This is a genomic window from Youhaiella tibetensis, from assembly GCF_008000755.1.
In the GTDB taxonomy this organism is placed as follows: domain Bacteria; phylum Pseudomonadota; class Alphaproteobacteria; order Rhizobiales; family Devosiaceae; genus Paradevosia; species Paradevosia tibetensis.
Window position 1 is genome coordinate 3214740 of sequence record NZ_CP041690.1, and the last position, 26152, is coordinate 3240891.

Consider the following 26152-nt stretch of genomic DNA (forward strand, 5'->3'; position numbering starts at 1 on the left):
GTCGAAAGGGCGCTTCGGCGCCCTTTCTCTTATGCGCTCTTGCGCGGACGTCCGCCCTTGGCTCCGTTGCTTCTGGCCGCGGCGGCCTTTGCCGCCGACTTCGCGCGACCCGCAACGCCCGCCATGTAGGAGCGCGTACCGAACACGCCCGCCAGCAGCCCCTGCACCGAAATATCGACGTCCAGTTGCTCCCAGTGCAGCCCAAAACCCCGGCCCAACAGTTCGACCTCAGCCAGGTCAGCGGCTTCGGCCCCGGCAAGTCCTTGAACCAGACGCGGCGGAAAGGCGAAAGTCGCACCGTTGCTGAGGTCGACGATCACCCGATCACTCGCCAAGTCGTAGCGCACCGCGACCGCGTGCGGCTGGCCGGCGCTGATCTCGCGCCCTTTGCGTTCGGCCGTTTCGATCTCTTCGTCACTCAGTTCCATGGATTTCGTTCCAGCATTCCAGGAAGGCATCGCGATTGTTTTCGACGATGCGCATCGCTCGCCGCAGATCACCCCGCTTCATGCCATCGGCCCAGATCAGTTCCGGCCCCAGCAGGTCGATCTTCGCCTGCCCATCCCCGAAGACGTGGACATGAGCCGGCTCATGATCGTCCAGGAAGATGATGAAGCGCAGTCCCTCCGCCCGGAAGATCGTGACCATGATAACCTATCGTGATGGGTTTCTCAATCGGTCGCGAATTTTGGCTCATGCTGATAGCGCCGCTCTATTGGGATTTCTTACTCCCCAAAATTTGACTTCCCCACCCCCGCCGCCTAAACACACCGGACCATGAAGTCGGCACACTGTACCACCTCCATCGCGTCCGCCCGCGCCTGACACCCGCCGCGCCGGACGCCTACTGACCGGCCCGCGCCGGCCGCTTTCGGCTGCCCGCCCCCGGTCTCTCCCCCGTACAGTTTCATCCGCGTAGCCTCCTGGCTCGCGCTACTCATGATGCAATCAATGACCAATTTCTTCGAAAGCCCCTTCAAGGGCATCACGCTCGACCGTCAGGTCACCAACCCCAACATCCTCGTCGGCCGCTACAGTTATTATTCCGGCTACTACCACGGCCATGGCTTCGATGACTGTGCCCGCTTCCTGAGGTGCCCCACTTCGCCGGCGCCGCCAATGCCTTTCGCCCGGCGGGTGACACCGTCATCGGCAATGATGTCTGGATCGGCACCGAGGCCATCGTCATGCCCGGCATCAAGATCGGCCACGGCGCCGTCATCGGCACGCGTGCCCTCGTCACCCGCGACGTGGAGCCCTACACCATCGTCGGCGGCAACCCGGCCAAGCCCATTCGCAAGCGCTTCCCGGACGAGGACATCGCCCTCCTCCTCGAAATGGCCTGGTGGGATTGGCCCGACGCCATGCTGGCCGAAGCCATGCCGCTCATGACCGACAGCAATATCGCGGCGCTCCATGAGTTCTGGAAGTTGAATCGCTAAGGCGTTGCAGGGGCGGTCGAAAGATCGCCCCTATGCCCCGCGTCTGCTCCTGGCCGATCGCGGCAGTTCCATCACGGCAGCTTCGTCATTGGCAACCACCCGGTTGCGTCCGGCCGCCTTGGCGGCATAGAGCCGTCGGTCCGCCACCGCCATCAGGTCCGCCGCTGCCTTCCCGCCGTCGCCGATGGCCAATCCAATGCTGACGGTAACCTTGAGGTCCGGCGCCAGCTCGGTCCACTGCAGGCCCTCGACGCCCGCGCGCACCCTTTCGCAAAGCCGTTCGGCGCCGCGCACTGCCTCCTCCCCAGTGAGCAGCAGCGCGAACTCTTCCCCGCCCAGCCGGGCGGCCCAGGCTCCGCTGTGGGCGGTCAGGCCGCGCGCCAGCCGCCGCAGCACCTCGTCACCGACCATGTGCGAAAAGCGATCGTTGATGGCCTTGAAGTGATCGAGGTCGAGCATCGCCACCGCGAACACCTGCCCATCGAGTTGCGCCAGTTCCGCGTCGAACGCCCGCCGGTTGGCGATCCCCGTCAGCCCGTCGCGCATCGCCTGGTTGGCCAGTTCGTCCGCGCGTGCCCGCAGCCGGTCGGTTTCCAGCCGGATTTCGGCGACCTTGGCGCGCCGCTGCGTCGTTTCCCCGGCCTGCTTGACGTAGAGCTTGTGGAAGCGCTTGTGCATCGCCAGCGCCGAGCGAAAGTCCTTCATCGCCTCGTGGACTTCGGCAAGCTTGCCGGCGGCATTGAGCTGATGGTCCGTCTGCGCGCTCCGGTTGGCAAGCCGCAGGGCTTCGCTCGCTGCCTTGGCAGCGTCGGGCAACTGCCCGAGTTGCATGAGCACCATGCTGTGCGTGTAGAGATAGTGGATCTTGAGGCTCACGCCTGGCCGCCCCGGAACCTCCTGCCAGGTCTCCAGGCGCTTCTGCGCGCGCTCCAGGTCCCCGCAATGCGCATACATCTCGGCGACATTGCCCAAGGCCACGCGCAGGCACCAGTTGTTGCCGCTCTCGGTTGCCGAGGCAATGGCGTCCTCGCTCACTTCGATGGCCCGCCCAAGCAGGTCCCGAGCGTGCCCGTCCTTCCCCGCCGCCTCTTCCCCGGCAGCAAGCCGGCCGAGGCAGAAGCCCATGTTGAGCTGGTAAAAGCAGAGCGAGGCCTTGTCGCCGTTCTGCTCGGCGATGCGAATACTCTCCCGGATCACCGGAATACTCAGTTCCGCATGGCCGCAAAGCGCCAGGGCGATTGCCCGCATGCACGAGGCAAACGCCAGTACCGAAAAATCCGCCAGCCGCGCCGCGATCGTGACGGCCTGCTCGGCCGCCTCCGAACCCTCGTCGCTCAGGCCCAGCTCGAACAGCAGGAAGGCCTCGATGGCGGCGGTGGATGCGACGCCCGCTTCATTGCCGGCACGCCGCCACAGCCGCTTGGCCGCCAGCGCGCATTCCAGTCCCTGTTCGGGGTGCCCGAGCAGGGCGCAGCACCAGGCGACCTGCATCAGGCCCGTGGCCATTCCGGTCACTTCGCCCGCGGCCTGGGCGGCCGCGAAGTTGCGCTTGCCCTGCCGGAAAGCGCGATCGATCTGCCCCTGCGCTATGAGTTGCCAACCGTTGGCTGGCGCTTTCCTTCTGCGGGGCGCAAGTTCGGACGGCAAGGACCACACTCAAGTCAGACGAGACGATGATCCCCGCAGCCTAAGCCCCAGGGTCATAACATTTCGTCAAAGCGCGAGAGGCCTTAGTCGAAGAACCTGCCGACTACCGCCAGCGCCCCTTCCACGGCCTCCGCCCCCACGTCCAGATGCGTCACCCAGCGCAGCCGCCGGCCGGCATAGCCATGGGTGACCCCCACCCCGTTGGCCGCCAGGTAGGCATTGAGCTCGCTGGCGATTTCGGGGTCCACGTCCACCCACACCATGTTGGTTTCCACCGGCGCCAGATGCAGCGCCTGGAAGCGCGACAGCCCCTCGGCGAGCACTTTGGCGTTGGCGTGGTCCTCCGCCAGGCGCGCCACGTTGTTCTCGAGCGCATAGAGCCCGGCAGCCGCCAGGATGCCGGCCTGGCGCATGCCGCCGCCCAGCATCTTGCGCAGGCGCCGTGCCTTGGCGATCACCTCGGCCTTGCCCACCAGAACCGAGCCCACCGGCGCTCCCAACCCCTTGGAAAGACACACCGATACCGTGTCGAACGGAGCGGCGATCTCGCTCACCGGTACGCCCAGGGCCACCTTGGCGTTGAAAACCCGCGCGCCGTCGAGATGCGTGGCCAGACCATGGCGTCGTGCCAGGTCCGTGGCCGCCTTGACATAGTCGAGGGGGATCACCCGCCCGCCCAGCGTGTTCTCCAGCGCCAGCAGGCGGGTACGCGCATAGTGCATGTCGTCCGGCTTGATGGCCGCCTCGATATCGGCGAGGGCCAGTGTTCCGTCCGGCTGGTGCGCCAGCGGCTGGGGCTGGATCGAGCCGAGCACGGCCGCCCCGCCCGCCTCGTGCGAATAGCAATGCGCCTCCTGCCCGGCGATATATTCGTCGCCGCGCTCGCAGTGGGCCATCAGCGCCGCCAGGTTCGATTGCGTGCCCGATGGCACGAAGAGCGCCGCATCCTTGCCCAGCATCTCGGCCGCCCGGCCTTCCAGCCGGTTGACCGTCGGATCGTCCCCGAAAACGTCGTCGCCCACTTCGGCGCCATTCATGGCCTCGCGCATCGGCGCGCTCGGACGGGTCACCGTGTCGCTGCGAAAATCATATCGGATCGTGGTCATGAAGGCTCTTTGGCGGCTGGAAAACGAACCCGCGCACCATGCCCCGGGCCGCTTTCCCCCGCAATGCCATGCGCGCAAGACATCATTGATCTGCGTCAAACTGACCGACACTTTTAGTTGCAAAGGCCTCTACGCAACCGGTAAACTAACTAAATATCGGTCGCTGCCCGAAGGCATTCGGGGCTCTCCCGGGCAGGCTCCCCGCCGATAGCGCAATTGGCCGGACTGGTCGCGCGAATAATTTATGCAATATGTGTACAACCGGGCTGGCATGGCGCCGCCCCGGGCGTTTCGTCATTTGGTAAACACATATTGATACTTTGATTATTTCACGCTAGAAAACCGCAATCGAATATTGCGGCCGACCGAACTGGCCTCGCGATTTGCTCGCGCCTGCTGACGTCACTATCCGATAATTCGATAGCTCAGGTCGGGATCATGGGGGTCTCGACCGACGCAGAGACGCAAGGGACTCTACATGGCTACCGGCACTGTAAAATGGTTTAACGGACAAAAGGGTTATGGTTTCATCCAGCCCGATGAAGGTGGGGCCGACGTTTTCGTTCACATTTCCGCTGTTCAGCGGTCCGGCCTCAACGGCTTGGATGAAGGCCAGAAGGTCAACTACGAAATCGTCAAGGACAAGCGGACGGGCAAGTCCGCTGCCGACAACCTGACCCCGGCTCCCTGATCCAAGGGTGAGACAAGGTTTTGGGGAAGGCGCAGCCGCAAGCTGCGCCTTTTCAGCTTTGATGAGCCGTTGCCGGCCCCGGTCACCTTGATCCGGGCAAGCTCGCGCCCCATCTCTTCTTGTGGGCGCCACGCAATCCACAGGGCGAAAATCTTCGGCTTGACCAGTGGTCGCTCTACAGGCACCTTGACGCCAATTCCCCCAACGTTACCGCGATTGATACGCCGAGCGATTTGGCAGGGGAACACCAATGCCCGCGTATGTTGTGCGCGGGCAGTTTACTTTTTTGACCCGCGGACGAGGGGCGAACGCGCCCCGGTCCAGGACGGAGGTATGAAATGGACAAGATCCCGCTGACCATCAACGGTCATGCCGCGCTGACGGAAGAATATCGTCGCCGCACTGCCGAAGATCGTCGCCGTATCATTGATGCCATTTCCGAGGCGCGCGCCCATGGCGACCTTTCGGAAAATGCCGAATATCACGCCGCCAAGGAACAGCAGAGCCTGAACGAAGGCCGCATCCAGGAACTGGAGGCCATGCTGGCGCTCGCCGACGTCATCGACGTGAGCAAGCTTTCCGGTTCGACGATCAAGTTCGGCGCCACGGTCAAGATCGTGGACGAGGACAGCGAAGAAGAGCGCACCTACCAGATCGTGGGCGATGCCGAGGCCGATGCCAGTGCCGGGCGCATTTCCGTTTCGTCTCCCATCGCACGCGCGATGATGGGCAAGGAGGCCGGCGATTCGTTCGAAGTCACCGCCCCAGGTGGTTCGCGCAGCTACGAAATCCTCGAAATCCGCTTCGCCTGACGGCGTGCGGGAGCTTCGCGTTCCCAAAAGCTGTGGCTTTTCGGTGAGTCATTCCACTTGGCTCGCCTGGTGCGGCAGCATTGACCTTGAAACATCCTATGCGGCCCTCTTAACTTAGCAGCGAGAGGGCCGCTTTCATTCTGGAGTGCGTTCGCGATGCACGCGAAAGTCATCATCATCGGGTCGGGTCCGGCCGGGTACACCGCCGCCATCTATGCGGCACGTGCCATGCTGGAGCCCGTGATCATCTCCGGCCTGCAGCCGGGCGGTCAGCTCACCATCACCGCTGATGTCGAGAATTACCCCGGGTTTGCCGACGTCATCCAGGGCCCCTGGCTCATGGAGCAGATGAAGGCGCAGGCTGAACACGTGGGCACGCGCTTCGTGTCGGACGTCATCGTCTCGGTTGATCTTGATCACCGCCCCTTCACGCTCGTGGGCGACAGCGGCACGCGCTACACCTGCGACTCGCTCATCATCGCTACCGGCGCCCAGGCCAAGTGGCTGGGCCTGCCTGCCGAGCAGAAGTTCCAGGGGTTCGGGGTTTCCGCCTGCGCCACCTGTGACGGTTTCTTCTATCGCGACCGCAAGGTCGTGGTGGTCGGCGGCGGCAACACGGCGGTCGAAGAGGCCCTGTTCCTCACCAATTTCGCCTCCAAGGTCACCGTCGTGCATCGTCGCGATGAGTTCCGTGCTGAAAAGATCCTGCAGGATCGCCTGTTCAAGCACCCAAAGATCGAAGTGGTCTGGAACAGCGAGCTCGTCGACATCTCGGGCGCCGCGATGCCGCCCAGCGTGCAGGCGGCCACCATCCGCAATGTTCATACCGGCGAAACCACCACGCTCGAAACCGATGGCGTGTTCGTCGCGATCGGTCATGCTCCGGCAACGTCCATCTTCAATGGCAAGCTCGACATGAAGCCCGGTGGTTATCTCTGGACGGCGCCCGACAGCACCGCCACCAACGTTCCGGGCGTCTTCGCTGCCGGTGACGTCACCGATGACATCTTCCGCCAGGCGGTCACCGCCGCCGGCATGGGCTGCATGGCCGCGCTCGAGGCCGAGCGCTTCCTTGCGGCCAACGAACTCGCAGAAGCTGCCGAGTAACACGGGGAACACATGCTCGATTGGGATAAGCTCCGCATCTTCCACACGGCCGCCGAGTCGGGGAGCTTTACCCATGCCGCTGAAAAGCTGGGTATGAGCCAGTCGGCCGTATCCCGCCAGATTTCGGCGCTCGAGGACGACCTGGGCCTCAAGCTCTTCATCCGCCATGCGCGCGGGCTGGTGCTCACCGAAGTCGGCGAGCAGCTCTTCCGCACCGCCCATCGCATGCACTGGGAGCTCCAGCAGGTCGAAACCCAGATGAGCGAGAGCCAGGACGTGCCCACGGGCCCGCTCCTGGTCACCACCACGGTGGGCTTTGGCTCCACCTGGCTGTCCTCGCGCATCCACGAGTTCCTGCTGCTCTATCCGGGCATCCAGATCGAGATAAAGCTCAACGACGCCGAGCTCGACCTCGCCATGCGCGAGGCGGACGTGGCCATTCGCCTGCACCGCCCCAACCAGTCCGAGATGATCCAGCGCAAGCTCTTCTCGGTGCACAACCACTTCTATGCCTCCAAGTCCTACATCGCCGAACATGGCGAACCCACGGACGTGGCCGACATCGATAATCACCGCATCATTTCGTTCGGCGAGCCGGTGCCCTCGTACCTGGGCGACATCAACTATCTCGAGCGCATGGGCCGCCCGGATTCGAGCCCGCGCCGGGCCGCAGTCAAGGTCAACGCCATCTACGGCATGATGCAGGCCGCCCGCGCCGGCATCGGCATCGCCATGCTGCCCGACTACGTGGTCGAGGGCGAAGATCAGCTCCAAATGGTGCTGCCGGGCATCGAGCTGCCCGCCTACGAGACCTATTTCGTCTACCCGCCCGCGCTCAAGAACTCCAAGCGCGTCGGCGTCTTCCGCGATTTCATCGTGGGCAAGGCCCGCGAGTGGCAGTTCTGATGCGCCGCACGCTCCTTGCCCTGGCGGCTTTCGCCGCCGCGACCCTGCCCGCCCACGCCGTCTCCCTCACCGGCGCTCAGGTTGGGGACATCTTCTGCTACGGCCGACTTTCCGGCGACATGGCCCCGGTCGAGGCCATCCTCACGCCCGAGCTCGGGGCCGCCATTGCCGATGCCGAGTCGCGCAACGACGCCATCCAGAAATCGGCCCCGGACGAGAAGCCCCCGCTAGGCGACGGCATTCCTTGGCAGAGCTTTCAGGATTACGCCCCCCGCTGTTCCGTCGTCGGCATGACTGGCAGCGCCGAGCACCCTGAAGTCGTGCTGTTCTACCAGTTCCCGGACAATCCCGCCGGCAACTGGTCCGACAAGCTCGAACTCACCTTCGTCGACAAGCGCCTGCGCATCAACGACGTCATCTACAAGGATGGCTCGCGCCTCACCCAGGCCCTTCACGACGCCTTCGCGCAGTAACCGTTGCCGCCCTGCGCCGCCCCTTGCGTGCAGCGCACGCAATTGCACCCAAGCCCTTGACTTTCCCGCCCCGCGAGCGCACTTGCCTCCCGATGCCGTTACACACGGCTTCGCTTCAAAGGAACCCATGAGATGAACCCCGACAGTCGAAGTCGATCTTCGATCCCGTTGGCGCATCGGTAGCCCTTGATCGGCTCCACTGCGCTGACGGCGCAGACTATTAGGAGCCAGAAAATGCTGCGCATCTTCACGCGCGAGAGCGATCGCCTCGTACTCTCCACGTACGACGAGAATGATCCGGCCACCCATATCGGCGGAGCGGTCTGGTACGACCTGCTCAACCCCACCCCCGACGAAGACCGGTTCACCGAAGCCTGTCTGGGCGTCTCCATTCCCACCCGCGAGGAAATGGCCGATATCGAGCCCTCCGCCCGCCTCTACAACGAGGCCGGCAGCGAGTTCATGACCATCACCGCCTTCGCCCAGTTCGATAGCGGCGATCCGGCCAAGACCCCGGTCACCTTCATCCTGCGCAACAACCTGCTGGTGACGGTGCGCTACGCCGAGCCGCGCCCCTTCATGCTGTTCGAGGCGCGGGCCCGCAAGGCCAACGGCCGCTCCTACGCCACCGGCGAAGTAGTGATGATCGGCATCCTCGAGGCCTTCATCGATCGCCTTGCCCAGGTGCTCGAAGCTACGGGCGACGAGATCGACACCATCTCGCGCGAAGTCTTCCGCAACAAGGTCAAGAAGCCCACCGTCAAGTCGCGCGACCTGCAGTCGCTCATCGAGCAGATCGGCCGCAAGGGGGATATGCTCACCCTCGCCCGTGAAAGCCTGCTCTCGATCGTGCGCCTCACCTCGTTCCACCAGACCACCGAGATCGGCAATTCCAGGGCCGCCAAGGACATGCGCCAGGAGCTCAAGATCCTCCAGCGCGATGCCTCAGCGCTCTCCGATCACGCCAGCTTCCTCTCCAACAAGATCAATTTCCTGCTTGATGCGACGCTGGGCCTGATCAACCTGGAGCAGAACCAGATCATCAAGATCTTCTCGGTTGCCGCCGTCGTCTTCCTGCCCCCGACCCTGGTCGCCTCGGTCTACGGCATGAATTTCGATTTCATGCCCGAGCTCCACTGGGGCATAGGCTATCCCTGGGCACTCGGGCTCATGGCCTTGTCGGCCGCCCTTCCCTACCTCTTCTTCAAGCGCAAGGGCTGGCTCTAGAAGGCGTAGCTGACGCCCGCCCGGAAGATGTCGAGCGAGGGATTGTCGGCCCGGTGGAGGTAGCCGCCACCGCCGGCCGCGATCAGTCCCGCATCGACCTTGTCGAACCAGATGTGCTGGTACTCGGCGCGGACGCGGATGTTGTCGGTCAACGCCGCTTCCACGCCCGCGCCCGCCACGAGCCCGGTGGTGAAATTGCGGGAGCTGGCATGGCTGTCGAGGTCGCGCTTGTAGAGCTCGCCCACCGCCACGCCCGCCGTCGCGAACACCATGAACCGGTCATAGGTCAGCCCCGCCCGCGCGCGCAGCGTCCCGAACGTGCCGATCTCGATTTCGTTGACGAGCCCGGCGAACTGGGAATCGTTGCCCTTCATGCTGCCGCCGTTGATGTCGGCTTCCCCGCCCAGCACGAAACTGCCGAACTGGGCCTGGTAGCCGGCATGCACGCCGCCATTGAACCCGGAATAGCTGATGTCGCCGTCCACGTTCCAGGGGTCAGTGGGGGACGAAGCCCAGTGATTGGTGCTCATCCCCGAACCGTAGCCGAAATGCGCCCCAACATAGGGACCGCTCCAGTCATAGTCGGTGCTGGCGACCGAGCCGGGCACGTAAAGGGCGGAGATGTCCGCCGCCAAGGCGCCGCATGGCGCGAGACTGACAACGAGCGTTATTGCGAAAACTCTCGGATTCACGTCGGCCCCCATCCTCACGATCTATCGCCATTTGTCTCCCGGTTATGGTTAACGCTCCCTTTCCGGGCCTCACCGCTGCGCCTGGAGACGTCTCCGCGCCCGTTCCACGCCCTCATCGGGCCTCCCGCCCGGCCCAGGATGGCCTCCCGGGCTCGAATCGTCCCCGATTCACCCCACCGCGCGCTCGTCCGGATCACCCCAACCCCTTCAAATCGCCGGACAAACCCCGTCGACCAAAATTTTTTTACTCGATTTTCGACATCACGCTGAAACCGCTTTCAGTCAGCGGGTGTTATAACCCATTGATACACCACGAATTTTAGCGTCACTAAAATGACATAACGACGGCGCATCGCTCGTTATGCAGCCATCGCATAGCTGATCTAACCCGGACCGGGTTGTTGGCCCGTCAACCCCCTCCTATATCCCCGCCTGACAGCACGGTGTTCTCCCTCCCTTGCACCTTGTTGCTGTTTCCTCCCTCGAGAGGTTCTGCCTCTCGACCTCGTGGCTTCGCTCTCCCCTCGAGCGGGGCCACTTTTTTTTCGTGCCTACAAATTGTGCTGCCTACATTTTTGCCTGCATAGAATGCATGGCTGGCGTGCAGTTTGTCGCATTGCTGAACGGCGAGCGCGTAGGCATATTCACATTGTCGCTGAGACGCCGGCCGTATCCTCCTCCCTCGGCCCGCAGATCGCGACACCGGGAAAGTGCCTTATCCTCCTCCCTAGGCACGGACCCACTGGCAGACGGCGTATCCTCCTCCCTCGCCTCTGCCTCCACTTTCGATTTCGGCTTCGGCCCAAGTCATAGGGCTCCACTCCTCGAGTGGAGCCCCTTTTTTTGTTCACCAAAACGATTTGGGCAACCGGTTCACCAGCCCTCACTGCGCCAGATGCATGGCTGCACTGCCAGCTTTGCGTTTGTGCGAACCGCCCCGGGCGGGGATACTCCTCTCAACAACGGTTCGCGGCCACCTCCTCCCGGCCGCCGCCGTCTGGGTCCCGCGCAAGCGGACGCCCTTAAGGCCCTGCCCATCCCCTCGGGCGGGGCCTTTTTCTTTCCCCCCAGGCCGGTCGTTTCTGCCCCCACTAGGCAGAATTTGCCCATTCCTTGCAAAACGCGAAACGCCAGGAAGCCCGGAAATCCGGGACTTTTCGGCTGGCACGCTCCCTGCATCATGGAGTTGAGGACCACGCCCGCAGCCAGGAGGCACCATGACCACGATCAGCGCCGCGCAGTATTCCAACTACTACCTACTCCTGGGCAGCACCGCCTCCGCCAGCAAGACCGCAGCGTCCTCCGGCAGCGCCGATACTGGCACCGGGTCCTCGTCGAACGGGGCGACCAACATCACGCTTTCCAGCGCCGCCCAGTCGGCCCTCTCCACCAAGGACCTGGCCACGGTCGTCGCCGAAACCCGCGAAGCGCTCACCAAGCTCCTCGATGACGCCAAGCTCACTTCGCCGCTCAAGGACGGTAAGCTGGCGCTGGACCTGTCGAGCCTTGATCGGCGCGCGCTCTACGCGGTCGCCTCCAATGCGGAGGGCAAGTTCACCGACGACGAGCGCTCCGCCGCCGCCATCGAGCTTTCGAACCGTCTCGATGCAGCGCTCGCCGGCCCCGCGGCCGTGGCCCGCGTCACCGGCGATCTCGCCAATCTCTACAAGGCCGCCACCGACTTCCTCGATGGCGCTTCGCCCGAGGAAAAGGCCACCGACGCCTGGGCCAAGCAGAAGGCCGCCCTGCTCGAAGCCCAGAAGCAACTCACCGCAGATCCTCAGACCATGCCCGACGTGGCCGATGACCCGGTTGTCGACTATCTCAAGCGCGTCGAGAACGGCCAGGCCGGCCAGGTTCGCGATTTCGGCGATGTCGCCAAGGACGCCCGCGCCGCGCTCGACAAGCAATATGCCGATGCCAAGGCCGCCGGGCAGGAGCTCGTCTTCTCCAAGCTGCGCAAGGTCGGCCAGCAGGTCGACTTCTCAAATTTCGACAGCCGCTCGCTCTCGGCCATCGCGCTCAACAAGGATGATCAGTTCTCGGGCGAGGAGGTCAACGCCGCCAAGACCGAGATGCGCACCCGCTCCGGCCAGGCCCTGCTGGCCAGCTTCAAGAGTGCCTCGAACTCCGGCGACCCCACCGCTTTCGCCACCAATATCATCAGCGCCTTCGCCTCGCTCACTTCCGAGGAACGCCAGGCCGCCGGCTGGACCGACAGCTTCTATGCCGCCGCCGTCTCCAACTACGAGAGTTCGCTAAAGCTCGCCGACATGTTCGCCCAGAGCTCGTCCGGCTCCGCCAACAACAGCGGCCTGAGCGGGTTGGCTTCGCTTCTCGGCTGATCCCGGGAAGGTTGCGGGAGGAAGTCCCCCGCGCCTAGCGTACGCCCGCGCAAAAACCCTGGATCCGCTCCACGGCCTTCTGCAGTTCCGCGTCGGCCGCCGCGTAGCTCAGCCGGAAGTGGCCGGGCAGCCCGAAGGCGCTGCCCTGCACCAGGGCAACGCCCGTTTCCTCGAGCAGCGCCATCACGAAGTCCTCGTCGCTCTCGAGCGCCTTCCCGCCCGCGCTGGTCTTGCCGAGCAGTCCTTCGCAGGAGGGGAACACGTAGAACGCGCCCTGCGGCACCAGGCACGTCACCCCTTCGCTGGCATTGAGCCCGTCGACCACCAGGTCGCGCCGCGCCTGGAACACCTTGAGCCAGTCCTTGAGGAAGTCCTGCGGCCCGTTGAGCGCTTCCACCGCCGCCCATTGCGAGATCGAGGAGGCATTGGTGGTCGATTGACCCTGAAGCTTGGTCATCGCCGCCAGCAGCTCGCGCGGTCCCGTGCAATAGCCGATGCGCCAGCCGGTCATGGCATGCGACTTGGAGACCCCGTTCATGGTCAGCGTGCGCGCCTGCAGCGCCGGTTCGACCTGGGCGATGGTGGCGAACTTGCCCCCGTCATAGACGAGCGGCTCGTAGATATCGTCGGTGAGGATATGCACATGCGGCTGCCCCAGGAGCACCTGCGCCAGGCCGCGCAGTTCCTCGGCCGTATAGGCGGCGCCCGACGGGTTCGAGGGCGTGTTGAGGATCAGCCACTTGGTGCGCGGCGTGATCGCCGCGGCCAGCGCCGCGGGCGTCAGCTTGAAGCCCGTCGAGGCGTCGGCCCGCGCCAGCACCGGCTCGGCTCCGCACAACCGCACGATTTCCGGGTAGCTCACCCAGAACGGCACCGGCACCACCACTTCGTCGCCCGGATTGAGCGTCGCCAGCAGCGCGTTGAAGATGATCTGCTTGCCGCCCGATCCCACGAAGCAGTCAGCGGCCGTGACGTTGAGCCCGTTGTCGCGCCGGAACTTGGCGGCCACCGCCTCCTTGAGCTCGGGAATGCCGTCGACATTGGTGTACTTGGTCTTGCCTTCCGCCATCGCCCGGATCGCGGCGTCCTTGACGTGCTGGGGCGTGTCGAAATCGGGCTCCCCCGCCGACAGGGCGATCACATCGCGCCCTTCCCGCGCCAGTTCGCGCGCTTTCTGGGTGATTGCCACCGTCGCTGACGGTTGCACCCGCATGAGCGCGTCGGAAAGGAACCCCATGATCTTGTCTCCCGGAAAATCCGGTCGACAGTGATAAGGGCAGTCCCGGTTCGAGACAACCAATGTCGAGCTTAGGACACGCGTTTGTCGCGCCTAGATGGCCACGCCCTGCCGGCGCCGCAGCGCCACGCCCTGGACGCGCCAGCCACCATCCTCGTTTTCGAGCTGGTAAAGCGCCTCGTAGATGAGCTGGTCCGGCCCCACGATTCGCACGATCTGCACCACGTGCGTCTCGTCCACCTGCTCGAACTCGCCGAAACTGTGCGAGACCGAGCGCACGATCGCGTCATAGCCCGAGGCCTCTATGGCCGCCACGAATGCGGCCGGATCCTTGAACCGTGCCTGGAAGCCCGCGCCCGCCAGGCTGAGCGCCGTATCCCCGTCCCCGGCCCTGAAGGCCTCTATCTGTCCGGTGATCACCGCCTGCCAGGCCGCTTCCGGCTTGCCGTCATCCGCCGCCATGGCCGGCCAGGCGAGAAACACCAGCGCCATCAAGGTCATCGCGAAATTGACCGGTTTCATGAGCCGTCTCATGGCACCCTCCCTGGGGTTGGCCCGCCACACTTACGCCCTCAAATGGTACCGGAGTTTCCACCTTCGACACAAATTGCGCCCGCATTCGCCATGCATTCAGGCACCGTTGTGTTGCGTACGGAAGCGCCGAACATTGTCTATAACTACGCCGGCCACGCCGAAAAGTTTCAAAGTCTTCTATCTCCTTGCGCTCATCGCGGTTGCCTTGACCTCCGCTTTGGCCATCTACGCCAGCATCGCGCCTCAGAACGCCCTGGCCCTGACCCACGGTATCGATACCCGGGTCGCGGTCTTCATCGTTCCGCTCGGCCTGCTCATGCTGGCCACGATTGGAGAAGTCATCCGCGTTTCGCTGCGTGGCGCCATTCCGGGAGATGACCAGCTCCCGGCGCGGTCGCTGCGTTGGCAGGATGGCTCGGGGGCCTGAACCTTTCCATCAGTCACTGTCTATCGTGACCTCCTTTCGGGGCCGGCCGTTGTGCCGGCCTTTTTTTGTCCGGGGCGCAATCCGACCTAGGGCGTATTGTTCGTTGGAACCAGGCGGTGCAGACTTCCATTCCTCTGGGAGAAGGGAGGCAGCTATGCTCGTCGACAATATCCTTCAGTCCAAGGGAACGGTGGTCTACACCATTCCCTCCTACGCGCGGCTGGTTGAAGCCGTGGATATCCTCAATGCCAACAACATCGGCGCCGTGGTGGTCACAGACCGCTCGGGCTCCGTCATCGGCATCCTTTCCGAACGCGATATCGTGCGCCAGCTGGGCGTCCACGGTCCCGATGCGCTGGAAATGGAAGTCGGCGACTCCATGAGTTCGGCCGTCATCACCTGCACGCGCACCACCGATGTGGCCATGCTGGCCGAGCGCATGACCGAGTTCCGCATCCGGCACATCCCGGTGGTGGAGAACGGCAAACTTCTGGGCATCGTTTCGATCGGCGACGTCGTCAAGCGCAAGATCGAGGAGACCCAACAGGAAGCCGACGCCATGCGCGACTACATCTCCTCGGGCGTGGGCTGAAAGCACCCGCTTTTCCCTGCCCTTCCAGCGCCGTAGCGGCCGGGCCGTACGGCGATAAGGTTGGCTCGCGCCCGCCGGTCCGGACCAACATTACCATCCCTACCAAGCTTTAATGCCACCGAAAGGCCAGTGAGAGCCTGCCTCGTCTACCTTGCCACTCGTTGACCTCCAAAGTCACTGACGAGTCCCATGCAAGGAACCTCTCATGCCTAAACTCCCCGCCCTTACCAAGACCGCTCTGGCCGTTGCCCTCGCCGGCACGCTCGGACTAGCCGCCGTGCCCGCAACCTACGCCCAGGATGCAAAGCCCGGCCACGCCCAGGCCAAGCAGCCCCAGCAGGAGTTGCAGCGTCCCGGCCAGTGGCGCAACCATCAGATGCGCGGCAATCCCGATCGCGGCAATGGCCGCGGCCTGATGGACATCATCGCTTCCCCGCGCGGCGCCGAGGCTCTCGAGATCGCCTTCGTGCGGCTGTCTCACCGCATCGAGCTGACCGACGCCCAGAAGCCCGCCTTCGATGACCTCAAGACCACCGCGCTCGACGCCCAGAAGACCTTCGCCGATGCTGCCAAGGCCGCGCGCGAGACCCTGACCCCAACCGCCGGCAGCACGCCCGACATGGTCGCCATGCTCAAGGCCCGCGTCGCCATCGACACGGCACGCCTGGAAGCCATGAACACCGTCATGCCCAAGCTCGAGACCTTCCTGAACGGCCTCAGCGACACCCAGAAGGCCTCCCTCATGCCCAAGCGCGACAATGTCGGCTGGCAGCGCGGCCCGGGCATGATGGGCGGCAAGAACGGCATGCACGGCCCGCGTGGCCAGATGCCGGCCCAGCCTGGCGCCATGCAGGCCCAGCCCGACGATACTCAGGCCAAGCCCACGACCTGATCCCCAAAGGAGACCGGCGGCCAATCATTGAGTCCCCCACTCGCCCGCCCCGCCGCCGCATCTCCCGAGAAACCCCGGTTGTCCCGCCGGGGTTTCTCTCCTTTTCGGCGCCCCATCCTCCCGCTTGCCGGCCCTCGCGCAAACCGGTACTAACCGCTTCCTCAACGCTCTGCTGAAGCGAACCCATCCCGATGCCGCGCCCGCTCGCCGTCCTGCTCCTGCTCATCACGACATTCCTGTGGGGCATGGCTTTCGTCGCCCAGAAATCCGCCATGGATTCGATGGGCCCGCTCACCTTCGCTGCGGCCCGCTTCGTGCTGGGAGGCCTGGCGATCCTGCCGCTGGCGCTCTGGGAATATTCGCGCCGCGCCCACGACATTTCCCGGCGCGACTGGGGCCTCGTGCTGCTGCTGGCCGTTGCCTTCTTCATGGGCTCCTGGCTCCAGCAATGGGGCCTGACCATGACCACCGTCACCAATGGCGGCTTCCTCACCAGCCTTTATGTGATGTTCGTGCCCCTGATCGGCCTCATCGTCCTGCGCCACTGGCCCCACCCGATCGTCTGGATCTGCATGCCGATGGCGCTAATCGGGGTCTACTATCTCAACGGCGGCGGCCTCGACACCTTCAACGCCGGAGATGCCCTGGTGGTCTCCAGCGCCTTCTTCTGGGCCGTCCAGGTGCTCATGCTCGGCTTCGTCGCCAATCGCACCGGCCTGCCGATCTTCGTGTCGGCCATGTGCTTCATCTTCTCCGGCCTCGTTTCGACCGGCGGCGCCCTCGCCTTCGAGGCGCCCACCTGGTCCGGCCTTGCCGGCGGCTGGGTGCAGATCCTCTATGCCGGCCTGCTCTCCACCGCGGTCGCCTTCACCCTCCAGGCCGTGGGCCAGCGCCACGTGCCGGCGGCCAACGCTGCCATCATCCTGTCGGCCGAAAGCCTCTTCGCCGCGCTGGGTGGCTTCCTCATCCTCGGCGAGCGCCTGCCCGGTCTCGGCTATGCCGGCGCCGCCATGATCTTTGCCGCCATCGTCCTCGTCGAATCCGTTCCGGCCCTCAGACGTCGCGAACCGCTTGCACAAATGCCTTGAGGCAATTCTCCCCCTTATCAAATCCGGCGCTGTGCGCTACCCAAGGAACATGAACACGCCGCATATCCTTGTGGTCGAAGACGACCGGCAAATCCGCGACCTGGTGGCCCAGTTCCTTGAGCTCAATGGTCTTCGTGTTTCCGTTGCCACGAATGGCAAGGAGATGGACAAGGCCCTCAAGGACCAGTCCATCAGCCTGATTGTTCTGGACCGCATGCTGCCCGGCGAGGATGGCCTGACCATCTGCCGCCGCCTGCGCGCCACCTCCGATATCCCCATCATCCTGCTCACCGCCCTCTCGGACGACATCGAGCGCATCATCGGGCTCGAAATGGGCGCCGACGATTACCTGGGCAAGCCCTTCAACCCGCGTGAATTGCTGGCGCGCATCCGCGCCGTGCTGCGCCGCCGCACCAGCGAGCCCGTTGCCGCCAACCGCGCTCCGCGCGGCTACATGTTCGACGGCTGGCAGCTCGACACCCAGGCCCGGCGCCTGCACGATCCTACCGGCGCGCGCATCACCCTCACCTCGGCCGAGTTCGACCTCCTGCAGGTCTTCTGCGAGCAGGCCGGGCGCGTCCTCGGCCGCGAGGAGATCATCGACCTCACCCAGGGTCGCGAGAACGGTTCGTCCGGGCGCAGCGTCGACATTCTCGTCTCGCGCCTGCGCCAGAAGATCGAGAAGGACCCCCGCGACCCGGTGATGCTCCTCACCGTTCGCTCCTCCGGCTACAGCTTCGCCCCCGACGTCTACGAACTATGATCAAGGCTCTCCGATCGCTGTGGCCTAGCGGCATCTCGGGGCAGATCGTCCTGCTGTTGCTGGCCACGGTGGCATTGAGCCAGTTGATCGCCCTGGCGCTCGTCAACCTCTCCGATTCCCGCCATGACCCGGACGAGAACCTGCGCATGCAGGCCCGCTCCATCGCGTCCATCGTTCGCCTGATCTCGGACGCCCCCGCCATAGACGAGCGGCAGGCCATCGTCGTCGCCGCCAATCGCTCCAATCCCGACATCAACCTGCGCATCATCTCCGGCCCCGGCGCCACAATGCCCGAGATCAGCCGCGAACCCGCGCCCGATTTCCTCACCCGCGATCTGGGGCCCGACATCATCGCCGTCACCGATCCGCGCGTCGGAAACGAGCCGCGCACCATCACCATCGCGCTGCCCGATGACATGTATCTGCGCGTCAATCTGCCGTTCAACAGCCCGACGCCGCCGCTGCTCAATCCGCGCACCAACACGCTGATCTTCGCCGCCATCGGCGCCCTGGCCCTCCTCATCTGGGCCACCCAGGTGCTCTCCTCGCGCCTGCGCAACTTCGCCCAGGCCGTGGCCGAGTATTCGCCGGACGGTGACCACGACGCCCTGCCCGAGACTGGTCCGCTCGAACTGCGCACCGTCGCCATCGCCCTCAACCGCATGCGCGACCGCATCGATACCCTGGTCAAGAACCGCACCATGATGCTGACCGCCGTCGGCCACGACCTGCGCACTCCCGTCACGCGCATGCGCCTTCGTGCCGAGTTCATCGAAAACCCCGAGACCCGCGCCGCCATCCTGCGCGATCTCGAACAGATGACCGATATGATCGATGCCGTGCTCTCGCTCCTACGCGACCCCAGCGCCCTGCCCGCGCCCGAGCGCGTCGACCTGGCGTCTTTCCTTCAGGCCTTGGCCGACGACTTCACCGATACCGGCCGACCGGTCGACTATCGCGGCCCCGCCCATGTCACCGCCCGCATCCATGAGGATGCCTTGCGCCGCGCCGTCGCCAACCTCGTCGAGAACGCCCTCCATTTCGGCACCCAGTGCCGCATCACCCTGCGCGCCCTGCCAGACCAGCCCTATGTCATCGAGGTCGACGACAACGGCCCCGGCATTCCCCCCGAGGAACGCGACCAGATGCTCCAGCCCTTCATGCGCGGCGACAGCTCGCGCAGCCAGGCTCACGAGGGATTCGGGCTGGGCCTCGCCATCGCCTCTGTCATCACCCGGGGTCACAGGGGCACGCTGACGCTGGGCGAGAGCGATCTGGGCGGACTACGGGTCACCATCACCCTGCCGCATTGATCCCGCTGGCCCTTGTGGCGCCTCGGCAAAATCTCTGCGCCGTCACATCCCCGTCACCGCCTCGTCACACAACACCAATAGCGTTGCCCTGTCCGAGCCAGCCCCCAACGGCGCGGACCGCCCGGCTCACCCCGCCCTATCTGTGAGCCCTGGCTTCCGGACGCGGCTGCCAACCCCGCGTTCTCATTCGCCGGCCAAGCCGGTCTTTAGGCCGCCCTCGCCCGGCGGTCTTTTTTTGTGCGCTTTCCGATTTTCCCGGTCGCGCCGTCCGATTGCGTGCGGCACAACGGGGCGATCACGGAAGGCGCCCATGGCCAAGCTCTACTTCTCCTACGCCGCGATGAACGCCGGCAAGTCGACGATCCTGCTCCAGGCGTCCTACAACTACCGCGAGCGCGGCATGAACACGATGCTGTTCACCTCCGCTCTCTACGCCGAGGATGGGGTCGGCCTCATCTCCTCGCGCCTTGGGGTCAGCAGCGAAGCCGAGCTCTATACGGGGGAAACCGACCTCTTCACCCGCATCGCCGCCCAGAATCGCGCCACCCCGATCAGTTGCGTTTTCGTGGACGAGGCCCAGTTCCTCACCGCCGACCAGGTCTGGCAACTCGCGCGTGTCGCCGACCGGCTCAGGATCCCCGTCATGTGCTTCGGGCTGCGCACCGATTTCCAGGGCAAGCTGTTCCCCGGCTCGTCCGAGCTCCTGGCCATCGCCGATGTTCTGCGCGAAGTGCGTACCATCTGCCATTGCGGCGCCAAGGCCACCATGGTGGTGCGACAAGACGCCGAGGGACATGCGCTGACCAGCGGCGAACAGGTCTCGATTGAGAAGACGGTCTATGTTTCCCTGTGCCGCCGCCATTGGGAAGAAGAAACCGGCCGATGGCCGCTACCGGGATCCACGCATGACCACTGAACAATCGCCTGAGCCCCACGGGGCGCTCACCATTCGAACCCTTGCCATGCCGGCGGACACCAACGCGGCCGGAGACATCTTCGGCGGCTGGGTGCTCTCGCAGATGGACATTGCCGGCGCCATCGCGGCGGTCGAGCGTGCCGGCGGCCGCGTCGTCACCGTCGCCGTCGAGGCCATGACCTTCATCGCCCCCGTCAAGGTTGGTGACGTGCTCGAGGTCTTCACCCGCGTCGAGCGCATCGGCACCAGTTCGATCACCATCGCCATGGAGGCCTGGGCCCGCCGCAACCGCATCGGCGGCCATGTCAAGGTGACCGACGGCAAGTTCGTCTACGTCGCCATGGGCGAAGACGGCCGCAAACGACAGATCCCCCCACCGGCCCAATAACCCGCGCTCCACCCATCTTCCCCAGCCCAATCCCTCCCCGGCGAAAGCCGGGGTCCAGATTCCGCCGCGCTCCGCAAGAAGACTGGAAGTGGATTGAACCCAGCCCTACCTCACCCGATCTCCCGCAACCTCTGCGCGAGGTACCGCCGCTCCCCCGCCTTCCCGCTCATCTCAAGCGCCCGCTCGATAGCCAGCTTCCCGGCCTGCCGCTCCCCGATCCGCAGCAGCATCTCGCCCCGCGCCAGGTGCATGGGCCCGTGCCCGGCCAACTGCGCCTCGACATCCGCCAATAGCTCCAGCCCGCGCGCCGCCCCGAACCCCTCCATCACCGCCACCGCCCGGTTGAGTCGCACGAACGGGGACGGCTGCACCGCCTCCAGCTGCGCATAGAGCCCCGCCACCACGCGCCAGTCCGCCGGCCGGTCCGCTCGCGCGTGTTCGGCCGCAATGGCCGCCTGCAGGTGATAGGGCCCGCAGAAGCCCTCGCCCTCGATCGCCTCGAGCATGGCGAGCCCCTCGGCGATCTCGTCTCTCGCCCAGAGCTTGCGATCCTGGTCCGCCAGCCGCAGCACCATGCCGTTGGCATCGGCCCGCGCCGCCCGCCGCGCGTGTTGCAGCATCATCAGCGCCAGCAAAGCCCGGGCCTCCCCGCTCCGTGGCGCCACGTCCACCATCGCCCGGCCCAGCCGCAGGGCCTGCTCGCAGAGGTCCTGCCGCACCACCGCATCTTCCTCGCGCGGCGCGTAGCCCTCGGTGAAGATCAGGTAGATGACCGCCAGCGCCCCGGCGATCCGCTCGACCAGTTCCTCCCCTTCCGGTTCGCGGAACGGTATGCGCGCCGCCCGGATCTTGTCCTTGGCCCGCGTCAGACGCGCCGCCATCGTCGGCACGGGCACGAGAAAGAGGCGCGCGATGGTCTCGGTCGAAAGGCCCGCCACGGCCCGCAGCGTCAGCGCCACCTGCGCCTCGCGCGAGAGCGCCGGGTGGCAGCACATGAAGATCAGGCCAAGGCGCTCGTCGGGCAGCATGGCATCGTCCTCGTCCCGGGGTTCGGCGTCCAACCACGCCTGCCGGTGCCGGCGTTCACGCGCCGCTCGCCGCCGCAGCGTGTCCAATCCCTTGCGGCGGGCCGCCGTCATCAGCCAGCCCGCCGCATTTTCCGGTGGTCCCTGCACCCAGGCCCGGCTCGCAGCGGCGAATGCCTCCTGCAGCGCCTCCTCGGCCAGGTCCAGGTCGCCGAACTGCTTGGTCAGCAGCGCCAGCAACCGCGCCCAATGCGCGCGATAGGCCTCTGCCAGCGCCGCTTGCATCACCCCTGATGCTCCACGACCGGTCGCACCTCGACCGTTCCGGGCAACATCTTGGCGTAGCCCAGCGCCTCGTCCAGGTTCGCCGCTTCGATCAGGTAGAAGCCGCCCAGGTGCTCGGTCACCTCCGCGTAGGGGCCGTCCGAAATAAGCGACTTGCCCCCTTCGTTGCGCACCGTCGTCGCGCTCGAAGAATGCGCCAGCTCCTCGCCCGCCACGAAGGCATTCTTCCGGGCCAGTTCCGCCCCGAGCTTTTCGTGCATGGCATACATCTGGCGCCGCTCTTCCTCGCTGGCGTTGACCCAGACACTCTCGTCACCAACCAGCAGCAATAGGTATTTCATCTCTGTTTCCCTCGTCTCTTGAAGCGTCCCGTACCCGGGATCGCGCCTATGACGCCGCCCGGCGCGCGGATTCGACATCGGCTGCGAAATTTCTCGTTCATCGTCGTTCAGCAGCCGTTCATCTAAGCCTGTCTAACTGCGCATCACGAGCGGAAAGCGGCGCGGAACCAAGCATCCTCGCGCCTCGTTCTGTTCCCGGCTAAACAACTGTCGAAAAAGACGAGGAGCGTCCAATGAAACGTCAGACAGCCAAGCTTTTGCGCACCGCGCTGGCTGGCCTAGCGATCGCCGCGGCAGGCGTGTTCACGCTGCTGCCGTCGGTCGCTTCGGCGGCCCCGGCGACCGCCACCAGCAACGTCAACGTGCGGTCCACCCCGGGTGGAGCCGTCGTGGGCGTCCTCGGTTCGGGCGAACGCGTCGACATGCAGCAATGCCAGGGATCCTGGTGCTATATCGAGGGCCGCAACCTCTCCGGCTGGGTTTCGTCCAACTACCTGTCCACCGGCCGTGGCGGCGGCGGTCCCCAGGTCATCGGGCCGGCCAATCCCAACCCGAATTTCGGCATTTCCGTCGGTCCCGGCGGCGTTTCCATCGGTATCGGCCAGCCGCCGGTCCGCCCGATCCCGCCCCGTCCCGGCCCGCGCCCGCCGGCGCCCCGTCCGAGCTTCGGCGAAGTCTGCTTCTACGAGAACCCGGGCATGCGCGGCCGCAGCTTCTGCGCTGAATCGGGCGACCGCATCGCCCAGCTCGGCCGCTGGGACTCCATGATCGGCTCGATCGAGAACAGCGATGGCCTGCAGGTTCGCGTCTGCACCCGTCCGAACTTCCGGGGCGATTGCCGCGTCTACACCACCGACGCCTTCAACCTGGGCCGCTTCGACGGTTCCATCTCCTCGATCCAGGTCTACTAAGGACCGGTTCGGATCGCACCCTTCCAGACGCCGCGCGGCCCCCGCGCGGCGTTTTCGTTTGCCCCGCGTCCATTTCGCACTTGGAACCCCCGCCGCCGCGCGCTAGCCTCCCAACACATTGCTGGTTTGGAGCTTTTAGGATGCATCGTCCCGACAGTCTGTCCCTGACCACCCTGGTGTCCGCCCTGCTGGGCATCATCCTCGCCCTCTTCTCGACCCAGGCCGCCCTTGCCGGCAAGGCCCACCTTTACGGGTCCAACGCCTGGACCAACAATGCCGGCGCCCTGCTGAGCGGACCGGGCTCGCCCTATCATCAGGTCGGCAGTGTCGAGGGCGAGATCCGCGTGCTCGTCGATCGCTGCACCGGCCGCTGGTGCCAGATCAGGGCCGGCAGGCAAGCCGGCTGGTTCCCGCTCGACAGCCTCAATTTCGGCCTGCGTCCGGGCAGCCCGTGGAGCGGCCCGCGCCTCAACTACCCCTCCGGCGGCCCCGGCATGGTGTGCTTCTATTCCGGCGCCAACTTCTCGGGGGCCAGCTTCTGCTCCCCGCCCGGCACCTACGTGCGCGACCTCGCCCTCCTCAATCGCGACAACCAGGTGCGCTCGGTGGAGGTCATCGGCAATACCTCGGCCATCATCTGCCGCGACTTCAAGATGACCAACGGCTGCACGCGTATCATCGAGAGCAAGGGCCGGCTCCCCGAGGGCTTTGGCGGCGCCGTGTCCTCCTACCGCGTCTACTGATTCCACCGCGCCGTCCGGCCCCGCCGGGCGGCTTCCCGTCTTTTCTGAACGAAATCGGCGGGTCTCCTAAACACCCCGTTCAGTGCCGGTTCAGCGGCGCGATGGTTTTTTCTGCCTCAGGAACGGCGACGCCTAAGTCGCTGCCGCAACAGAGGAAACACCATCATGCTGAACAACAAGCTCACCATCGCGGCTGTCGCCGCTGTCGCCCTCGCCGGCTCCACCGCCGCTGCCCTTGCCGCTCCCGCCGTGGCCACCGGCAACGTCAACCTGCGCAACGCGCCTGGCGGCGCCAAGATCGGCGTGCTCTATGCCGGCGAGCAGGTGAACGTGAAGACCTGCCAGGGCTCCTGGTGCTTCGTGCAGCGCCCCGGCCCCGACGGCTGGGTGAGCAAGAACTATCTCGCCATCAAGCAGGGCAAGAAGCAGGTGCCATTCAATTTCGGCGTCACCATCGGCCCGGATGGCCCGCAGGTTTCGATCGGCGTCGGCAATGGCCAGTTCCCCTTCCCGCACCCGCCCGCCGCCGCGCCCCGCGCCTGCTTCTTCGAGCACATCAACTACGGCGGCGCCTCCTTCTGCGAAAACCTGGGCACCAGCGAAACCATCATCGATCCGGCCTGGAACGATCGCATCTCCTCGGTCAAGCTCTATGGCGGCGCCAAGGTCCGCGTCTGCCGCGACATCAACTTCGCCGGTGGCTGCTCGGTCTGGGTGAGTTCCAAGACCAATGTCGGCGGCGCCTGGAACGACGTGATCTCGTCCTACAAAGTCTACTGAGCCCCCACATTTGTTCCCCCGCGAGCAACGCCGTCCCATGGGACGGCGTTCTGCTTTTGGCGGGCTCGACAGCGCACGCGCTTGCTGCCAACAATTTACGCGTAGCCAAGACGCAACAGCGTTACTACGGGGGGAAACATGTCCGACCACCTGCGTCCAGCCTATGCCAGGCCGACCCGGCTCTCGCGCTGGCTGATCTTCTTTCTTGTGCTGAACCTCCTCGCGGCAGCCGTCGCGGTGGTCACCGGCTTCCTCGCCCGCCTGCCTCTCGTCCAGCTCCGCCGCGGCAACGCCTCCGATGCCGTCATCTCCGCCGTGCTCGAAACCGAATTCCGCCACAACCTCGTCAGCGCCATTCACGGCGTCCTCGGCATCGTGGTGGCAGTGCTGTTCCTCACCTGGGTCTACCGCGTCGCGTGCAACGCCCATGCGCTTGCCATCAAGCCGATGCGCTTCACCCCCGGCGCCGCCGTCGGCTGGTACTTCGCCCCCATCTTCAATCTCTTCCGCCCCTACCAGGCCATGTTCGAGATCTGGTCGGTGAGCGCAGACCCGGAAGCGCCCTATCGCAGGCGGCGCACCGACGCGCTGGCGCTCTGGTGGTTCCTGTGGCTGACCACCAACTTCATGTTCAGCGTCGCCATCGCCATCATGGTGTTCTCGCGCAAGGACGATATCGGCGGCCTGCTGGTCGGCAACGTCTTCCGCCTCGGCGGCGACGCGCTCTCCGTTCCCCTTGCCCTGGTCATCATGCGCATCGTCTCCCGCCTCAACCGGCTTCAAGCCGCCTACCGCGACCGCCAGCACAGTCACGCCCAGGAGCACGAGGCCGTTCCGCCGGCCGCCAATACCAACTTCGCCCGCGTCTGAACCCGGCGCCTGTCGCCGGCCTAAACACCGCATTCAGGCCCGGTTCAGCCGGCCCTTGGCAATCTCGTCCTCACAAACAGCGGCCCCGTAACCGCTGCCAGGGACACAGAGGTTACCATCATGAACAAGCACTCGATCTCGACGATCCTCGCCGCTGCCGCCTTCGCGCTGACCTCGGCAGCCGCCTTCGCCGCCCCCGCCGTCGCTACCGGTACCGTCAAGGTTCGCGACGATGCCGGCAACTATGGCAACTGGGTCGACACCCTCCATGCCGGCGAGCACGTCAACGTCACCGGCTGCAATTACGGCTGGTGCTACATCAAGCATCCCGGCCCCGATGGCTGGGTCAAGCAGAGCCGTCTCGATTTCGATTACGGCTACGACGACGCCGAGATCGTGGCCGTGACCCCGGTCGAACCCAGCATCGGCTTCGGCATGAATTTCGGCCCGGGCGGCGACGTTTCCTTCGGCTTCGGTTTCGCCTCCTACTGAGCCCGGTCGCCCGCCCCGGCAAAGCCACTCCCGCTGCCCCGGGAGTGGCTTTTCTTTTCTCCAAAATATTCTTCGTCCATTTGTCGATTACGGCGGGGCCGTCTCGT

At 65.2% G+C, this 26152-nt stretch carries 29 protein-coding genes and 1 pseudogene; 21 read left to right on the forward strand and 9 right to left on the reverse strand.

Annotated elements, in window-relative coordinates; translation table 11 throughout:
- Positions 1-29: 29 nt before the first annotated feature.
- On the reverse strand, positions 30-428 hold the full coding sequence (locus FNA67_RS15700; RefSeq protein WP_147656822.1) for a DUF2442 domain-containing protein: 399 nt from the start codon (positions 426-428) through the stop codon (positions 30-32).
- Positions 415-648, reverse strand: coding sequence for a DUF4160 domain-containing protein (locus FNA67_RS15705; protein WP_147656824.1), 234 nt, complete (start codon positions 646-648; stop codon positions 415-417). Before FNA67_RS15705 ends, FNA67_RS15700 begins: the two co-directional genes overlap by 14 nt.
- A 303-nt stretch (positions 649-951) precedes the next feature.
- Here FNA67_RS15705 and FNA67_RS15710 point away from each other — a divergent pair.
- A pseudogene (locus FNA67_RS15710) lies at positions 952-1442 on the forward strand (CatB-related O-acetyltransferase).
- 30 nt (positions 1443-1472) lie between these two features.
- Here FNA67_RS15710 and FNA67_RS15715 read toward each other — a convergent pair.
- Together FNA67_RS15715 and ltaE are read right to left on the reverse strand one after the other, a co-directional pair.
- Positions 1473-3089, reverse strand: a complete 1617-nt coding sequence (locus tag FNA67_RS15715; RefSeq protein ID WP_147656826.1) for a GGDEF domain-containing protein — start codon at positions 3087-3089, stop codon at positions 1473-1475.
- Between the two features lie 83 nt (positions 3090-3172).
- Entirely contained in the window at positions 3173-4195 is a 1023-nt protein-coding gene (gene ltaE / locus FNA67_RS15720) for a low-specificity L-threonine aldolase (protein ID WP_147656828.1), read from the reverse strand.
- Between the two features lie 478 nt (positions 4196-4673).
- Here ltaE and FNA67_RS15725 point away from each other — a divergent pair, with 478 nt between their 5' ends.
- The 6 genes from FNA67_RS15725 to corA all read left to right on the forward strand — a co-directional run bounded on the left by FNA67_RS15725 (position 4674) and on the right by corA (position 9411).
- On the forward strand, positions 4674-4886 hold the full coding sequence (locus FNA67_RS15725; RefSeq protein WP_147656831.1) for a cold-shock protein: 213 nt from the start codon (positions 4674-4676) through the stop codon (positions 4884-4886).
- A gap of 338 nt (positions 4887-5224) precedes the next feature.
- Entirely contained in the window at positions 5225-5698 is a 474-nt protein-coding gene (gene greA / locus FNA67_RS15730; RefSeq protein WP_049706049.1) for a transcription elongation factor GreA, read from the forward strand.
- Between the two features lie 156 nt (positions 5699-5854).
- Positions 5855-6805 carry a thioredoxin-disulfide reductase gene (gene trxB / locus FNA67_RS15735; RefSeq protein ID WP_049706050.1) on the forward strand — a complete coding sequence of 317 codons (951 nt, stop codon included), beginning with the start codon at positions 5855-5857 and terminating at the stop codon, positions 6803-6805.
- A 12-nt stretch (positions 6806-6817) separates the two neighbouring features.
- Entirely contained in the window at positions 6818-7711 is an 894-nt protein-coding gene (locus FNA67_RS15740) for a LysR family transcriptional regulator (protein ID WP_049706051.1), read from the forward strand.
- Positions 7711-8184: a hypothetical protein gene (locus tag FNA67_RS15745; RefSeq protein WP_147656833.1), complete on the forward strand. Its 474-nt coding sequence runs from the start codon at positions 7711-7713 to the stop codon at positions 8182-8184. Before FNA67_RS15740 ends, FNA67_RS15745 begins: the two co-directional genes overlap by 1 nt.
- A 234-nt stretch (positions 8185-8418) precedes the next feature.
- The gene (corA, locus tag FNA67_RS15750) at positions 8419-9411 is read left to right on the forward strand and encodes a magnesium/cobalt transporter CorA (RefSeq protein ID WP_147656835.1); all 993 of its coding nucleotides are present in this window, start codon (positions 8419-8421) and stop codon (positions 9409-9411) included.
- Here corA and FNA67_RS15755 read toward each other — a convergent pair.
- Positions 9408-10046 (reverse strand): outer membrane protein, encoded by a 639-nt coding sequence (locus FNA67_RS15755; protein WP_170267331.1) that lies wholly within the window; start codon positions 10044-10046, stop codon positions 9408-9410. The two genes, corA and FNA67_RS15755, sit on opposite strands and share 4 nt — an antisense overlap.
- Positions 10047-11320: 1274 nt before the next feature.
- Here FNA67_RS15755 and FNA67_RS15760 point away from each other — a divergent pair.
- The gene (locus FNA67_RS15760) at positions 11321-12448 is read left to right on the forward strand and encodes a hypothetical protein (protein WP_147656839.1); all 1128 of its coding nucleotides are present in this window, start codon (positions 11321-11323) and stop codon (positions 12446-12448) included.
- Positions 12449-12482: 34 nt separating this feature from the next.
- On the opposite strand, the gene FNA67_RS15765 is transcribed toward FNA67_RS15760, so the two are convergent.
- Together FNA67_RS15765 and FNA67_RS15770 are read right to left on the reverse strand one after the other, a co-directional pair.
- Positions 12483-13685, reverse strand: a complete 1203-nt coding sequence (locus FNA67_RS15765) for a pyridoxal phosphate-dependent aminotransferase (RefSeq protein WP_147656841.1) — start codon at positions 13683-13685, stop codon at positions 12483-12485.
- A 93-nt stretch (positions 13686-13778) separates the two neighbouring features.
- The gene (locus FNA67_RS15770; protein ID WP_147656843.1) at positions 13779-14219 is read right to left on the reverse strand and encodes a DUF4864 domain-containing protein; all 441 of its coding nucleotides are present in this window, start codon (positions 14217-14219) and stop codon (positions 13779-13781) included.
- A gap of 205 nt (positions 14220-14424) precedes the next feature.
- Here FNA67_RS15770 and FNA67_RS15775 point away from each other — a divergent pair, with 205 nt between their 5' ends.
- From FNA67_RS15775 to FNA67_RS15810, 8 genes are all read left to right on the forward strand, one after another.
- Positions 14425-14646, forward strand: coding sequence for a hypothetical protein (locus FNA67_RS15775; protein ID WP_145976772.1), 222 nt, complete (start codon positions 14425-14427; stop codon positions 14644-14646).
- A gap of 154 nt (positions 14647-14800) precedes the next feature.
- Positions 14801-15238, forward strand: coding sequence for a CBS domain-containing protein (locus FNA67_RS15780; protein ID WP_049706059.1), 438 nt, complete (start codon positions 14801-14803; stop codon positions 15236-15238).
- Positions 15239-15443: 205 nt separating this feature from the next.
- A complete protein-coding gene (locus tag FNA67_RS15785; protein ID WP_049706060.1) occupies positions 15444-16130 on the forward strand; it encodes a Spy/CpxP family protein refolding chaperone in 687 nt (228 codons plus the stop codon).
- A 191-nt stretch (positions 16131-16321) separates the two neighbouring features.
- Entirely contained in the window at positions 16322-17218 is an 897-nt protein-coding gene (locus FNA67_RS15790; protein ID WP_049706061.1) for a DMT family transporter, read from the forward strand.
- A gap of 49 nt (positions 17219-17267) precedes the next feature.
- The gene (locus FNA67_RS15795) at positions 17268-17981 is read left to right on the forward strand and encodes a response regulator (RefSeq protein ID WP_049706062.1); all 714 of its coding nucleotides are present in this window, start codon (positions 17268-17270) and stop codon (positions 17979-17981) included.
- Positions 17978-19294 (forward strand): ATP-binding protein, encoded by a 1317-nt coding sequence (locus tag FNA67_RS15800; RefSeq protein ID WP_049706063.1) that lies wholly within the window; start codon positions 17978-17980, stop codon positions 19292-19294. The genes FNA67_RS15795 and FNA67_RS15800 overlap by 4 nt, the downstream gene beginning before the upstream one ends.
- Positions 19295-19604: 310 nt before the next feature.
- Positions 19605-20210: a thymidine kinase gene (locus FNA67_RS15805; RefSeq protein WP_049706064.1), complete on the forward strand. Its 606-nt coding sequence runs from the start codon at positions 19605-19607 to the stop codon at positions 20208-20210.
- Complete coding sequence (locus FNA67_RS15810) at positions 20200-20598, forward strand: acyl-CoA thioesterase (protein ID WP_147656845.1); 399 nt, start codon at positions 20200-20202, stop codon at positions 20596-20598. The genes FNA67_RS15805 and FNA67_RS15810 overlap by 11 nt, the downstream gene beginning before the upstream one ends.
- A 110-nt stretch (positions 20599-20708) precedes the next feature.
- Here the strand turns inward: FNA67_RS15810 and FNA67_RS22410 are convergent, their stop codons facing one another.
- Positions 20709-21908, reverse strand: coding sequence for an RNA polymerase sigma factor (locus FNA67_RS22410; RefSeq protein ID WP_147656847.1), 1200 nt, complete (start codon positions 21906-21908; stop codon positions 20709-20711).
- On the reverse strand, positions 21908-22249 hold the full coding sequence (locus FNA67_RS15820) for a YciI family protein (RefSeq protein WP_049706067.1): 342 nt from the start codon (positions 22247-22249) through the stop codon (positions 21908-21910). The genes FNA67_RS22410 and FNA67_RS15820 overlap by 1 nt, the downstream gene beginning before the upstream one ends.
- 233 nt (positions 22250-22482) lie before the next feature.
- On the opposite strand from FNA67_RS15820, the gene FNA67_RS15825 reads away from it, so the two are divergent.
- The 5 genes from FNA67_RS15825 to FNA67_RS15845 all read left to right on the forward strand — a co-directional run bounded on the left by FNA67_RS15825 (position 22483) and on the right by FNA67_RS15845 (position 26045).
- Complete coding sequence (locus tag FNA67_RS15825) at positions 22483-23160, forward strand: SH3 domain-containing protein (RefSeq protein ID WP_053167971.1); 678 nt, start codon at positions 22483-22485, stop codon at positions 23158-23160.
- Between the two features lie 140 nt (positions 23161-23300).
- The gene (locus tag FNA67_RS15830) at positions 23301-23903 is read left to right on the forward strand and encodes a peptidase inhibitor family I36 protein (protein ID WP_147656849.1); all 603 of its coding nucleotides are present in this window, start codon (positions 23301-23303) and stop codon (positions 23901-23903) included.
- 165 nt (positions 23904-24068) lie between these two features.
- Entirely contained in the window at positions 24069-24683 is a 615-nt protein-coding gene (locus tag FNA67_RS15835) for an SH3 domain-containing protein (RefSeq protein ID WP_147656851.1), read from the forward strand.
- A 138-nt stretch (positions 24684-24821) separates the two neighbouring features.
- The gene (locus FNA67_RS15840; protein ID WP_147656853.1) at positions 24822-25553 is read left to right on the forward strand and encodes a DUF4328 domain-containing protein; all 732 of its coding nucleotides are present in this window, start codon (positions 24822-24824) and stop codon (positions 25551-25553) included.
- Between the two features lie 120 nt (positions 25554-25673).
- On the forward strand, positions 25674-26045 hold the full coding sequence (locus FNA67_RS15845) for an SH3 domain-containing protein (protein WP_053167974.1): 372 nt from the start codon (positions 25674-25676) through the stop codon (positions 26043-26045).
- Positions 26046-26152: the final 107 nt, after the last annotated feature.

Bases quoted from the DNA above. Each gene is read 5' to 3' on its own strand.
- FNA67_RS15810 (WP_147656845.1), top strand. From the start codon at position 20,200: ATGACCACTGAACAATCGCCTGAGCCCCACGGGGCGCTCACCATTCGA.
- FNA67_RS15745 (WP_147656833.1), top strand. From the start codon at position 7,711: ATGCGCCGCACGCTCCTTGCCCTGGCGGCTTTCGCCGCCGCGACCCTG.
- FNA67_RS15790 (WP_049706061.1), top strand. From the start codon at position 16,322: ATGCCGCGCCCGCTCGCCGTCCTGCTCCTGCTCATCACGACATTCCTG.
- greA (WP_049706049.1), top strand. From the start codon at position 5,225: ATGGACAAGATCCCGCTGACCATCAACGGTCATGCCGCGCTGACGGAA.
- FNA67_RS15840 (WP_147656853.1), top strand. From the start codon at position 24,822: ATGTCCGACCACCTGCGTCCAGCCTATGCCAGGCCGACCCGGCTCTCG.
- FNA67_RS15785 (WP_049706060.1), top strand. From the start codon at position 15,444: ATGCCTAAACTCCCCGCCCTTACCAAGACCGCTCTGGCCGTTGCCCTC.
- corA (WP_147656835.1), top strand. From the start codon at position 8,419: ATGCTGCGCATCTTCACGCGCGAGAGCGATCGCCTCGTACTCTCCACG.
- ltaE (WP_147656828.1), bottom strand. From the start codon at position 4,195: ATGACCACGATCCGATATGATTTTCGCAGCGACACGGTGACCCGTCCG.
- trxB (WP_049706050.1), top strand. From the start codon at position 5,855: ATGCACGCGAAAGTCATCATCATCGGGTCGGGTCCGGCCGGGTACACC.
- FNA67_RS15705 (WP_147656824.1), bottom strand. From the start codon at position 648: ATGGTCACGATCTTCCGGGCGGAGGGACTGCGCTTCATCATCTTCCTG.
- FNA67_RS15830 (WP_147656849.1), top strand. From the start codon at position 23,301: ATGCATCGTCCCGACAGTCTGTCCCTGACCACCCTGGTGTCCGCCCTG.
- FNA67_RS15825 (WP_053167971.1), top strand. From the start codon at position 22,483: ATGAAACGTCAGACAGCCAAGCTTTTGCGCACCGCGCTGGCTGGCCTA.
- FNA67_RS15835 (WP_147656851.1), top strand. From the start codon at position 24,069: ATGCTGAACAACAAGCTCACCATCGCGGCTGTCGCCGCTGTCGCCCTC.
- FNA67_RS15765 (WP_147656841.1), bottom strand. From the start codon at position 13,685: ATGGGGTTCCTTTCCGACGCGCTCATGCGGGTGCAACCGTCAGCGACG.
- FNA67_RS15820 (WP_049706067.1), bottom strand. From the start codon at position 22,249: ATGAAATACCTATTGCTGCTGGTTGGTGACGAGAGTGTCTGGGTCAAC.
- FNA67_RS15795 (WP_049706062.1), top strand. From the start codon at position 17,268: ATGAACACGCCGCATATCCTTGTGGTCGAAGACGACCGGCAAATCCGC.
- FNA67_RS15725 (WP_147656831.1), top strand. From the start codon at position 4,674: ATGGCTACCGGCACTGTAAAATGGTTTAACGGACAAAAGGGTTATGGT.
- FNA67_RS15800 (WP_049706063.1), top strand. From the start codon at position 17,978: ATGATCAAGGCTCTCCGATCGCTGTGGCCTAGCGGCATCTCGGGGCAG.
- FNA67_RS15700 (WP_147656822.1), bottom strand. From the start codon at position 428: ATGGAACTGAGTGACGAAGAGATCGAAACGGCCGAACGCAAAGGGCGC.
- FNA67_RS15780 (WP_049706059.1), top strand. From the start codon at position 14,801: ATGCTCGTCGACAATATCCTTCAGTCCAAGGGAACGGTGGTCTACACC.
- FNA67_RS15760 (WP_147656839.1), top strand. From the start codon at position 11,321: ATGACCACGATCAGCGCCGCGCAGTATTCCAACTACTACCTACTCCTG.
- FNA67_RS15805 (WP_049706064.1), top strand. From the start codon at position 19,605: ATGGCCAAGCTCTACTTCTCCTACGCCGCGATGAACGCCGGCAAGTCG.
- FNA67_RS15740 (WP_049706051.1), top strand. From the start codon at position 6,818: ATGCTCGATTGGGATAAGCTCCGCATCTTCCACACGGCCGCCGAGTCG.
- FNA67_RS15770 (WP_147656843.1), bottom strand. From the start codon at position 14,219: ATGAGACGGCTCATGAAACCGGTCAATTTCGCGATGACCTTGATGGCG.
- FNA67_RS22410 (WP_147656847.1), bottom strand. From the start codon at position 21,908: ATGCAAGCGGCGCTGGCAGAGGCCTATCGCGCGCATTGGGCGCGGTTG.
- FNA67_RS15845 (WP_053167974.1), top strand. From the start codon at position 25,674: ATGAACAAGCACTCGATCTCGACGATCCTCGCCGCTGCCGCCTTCGCG.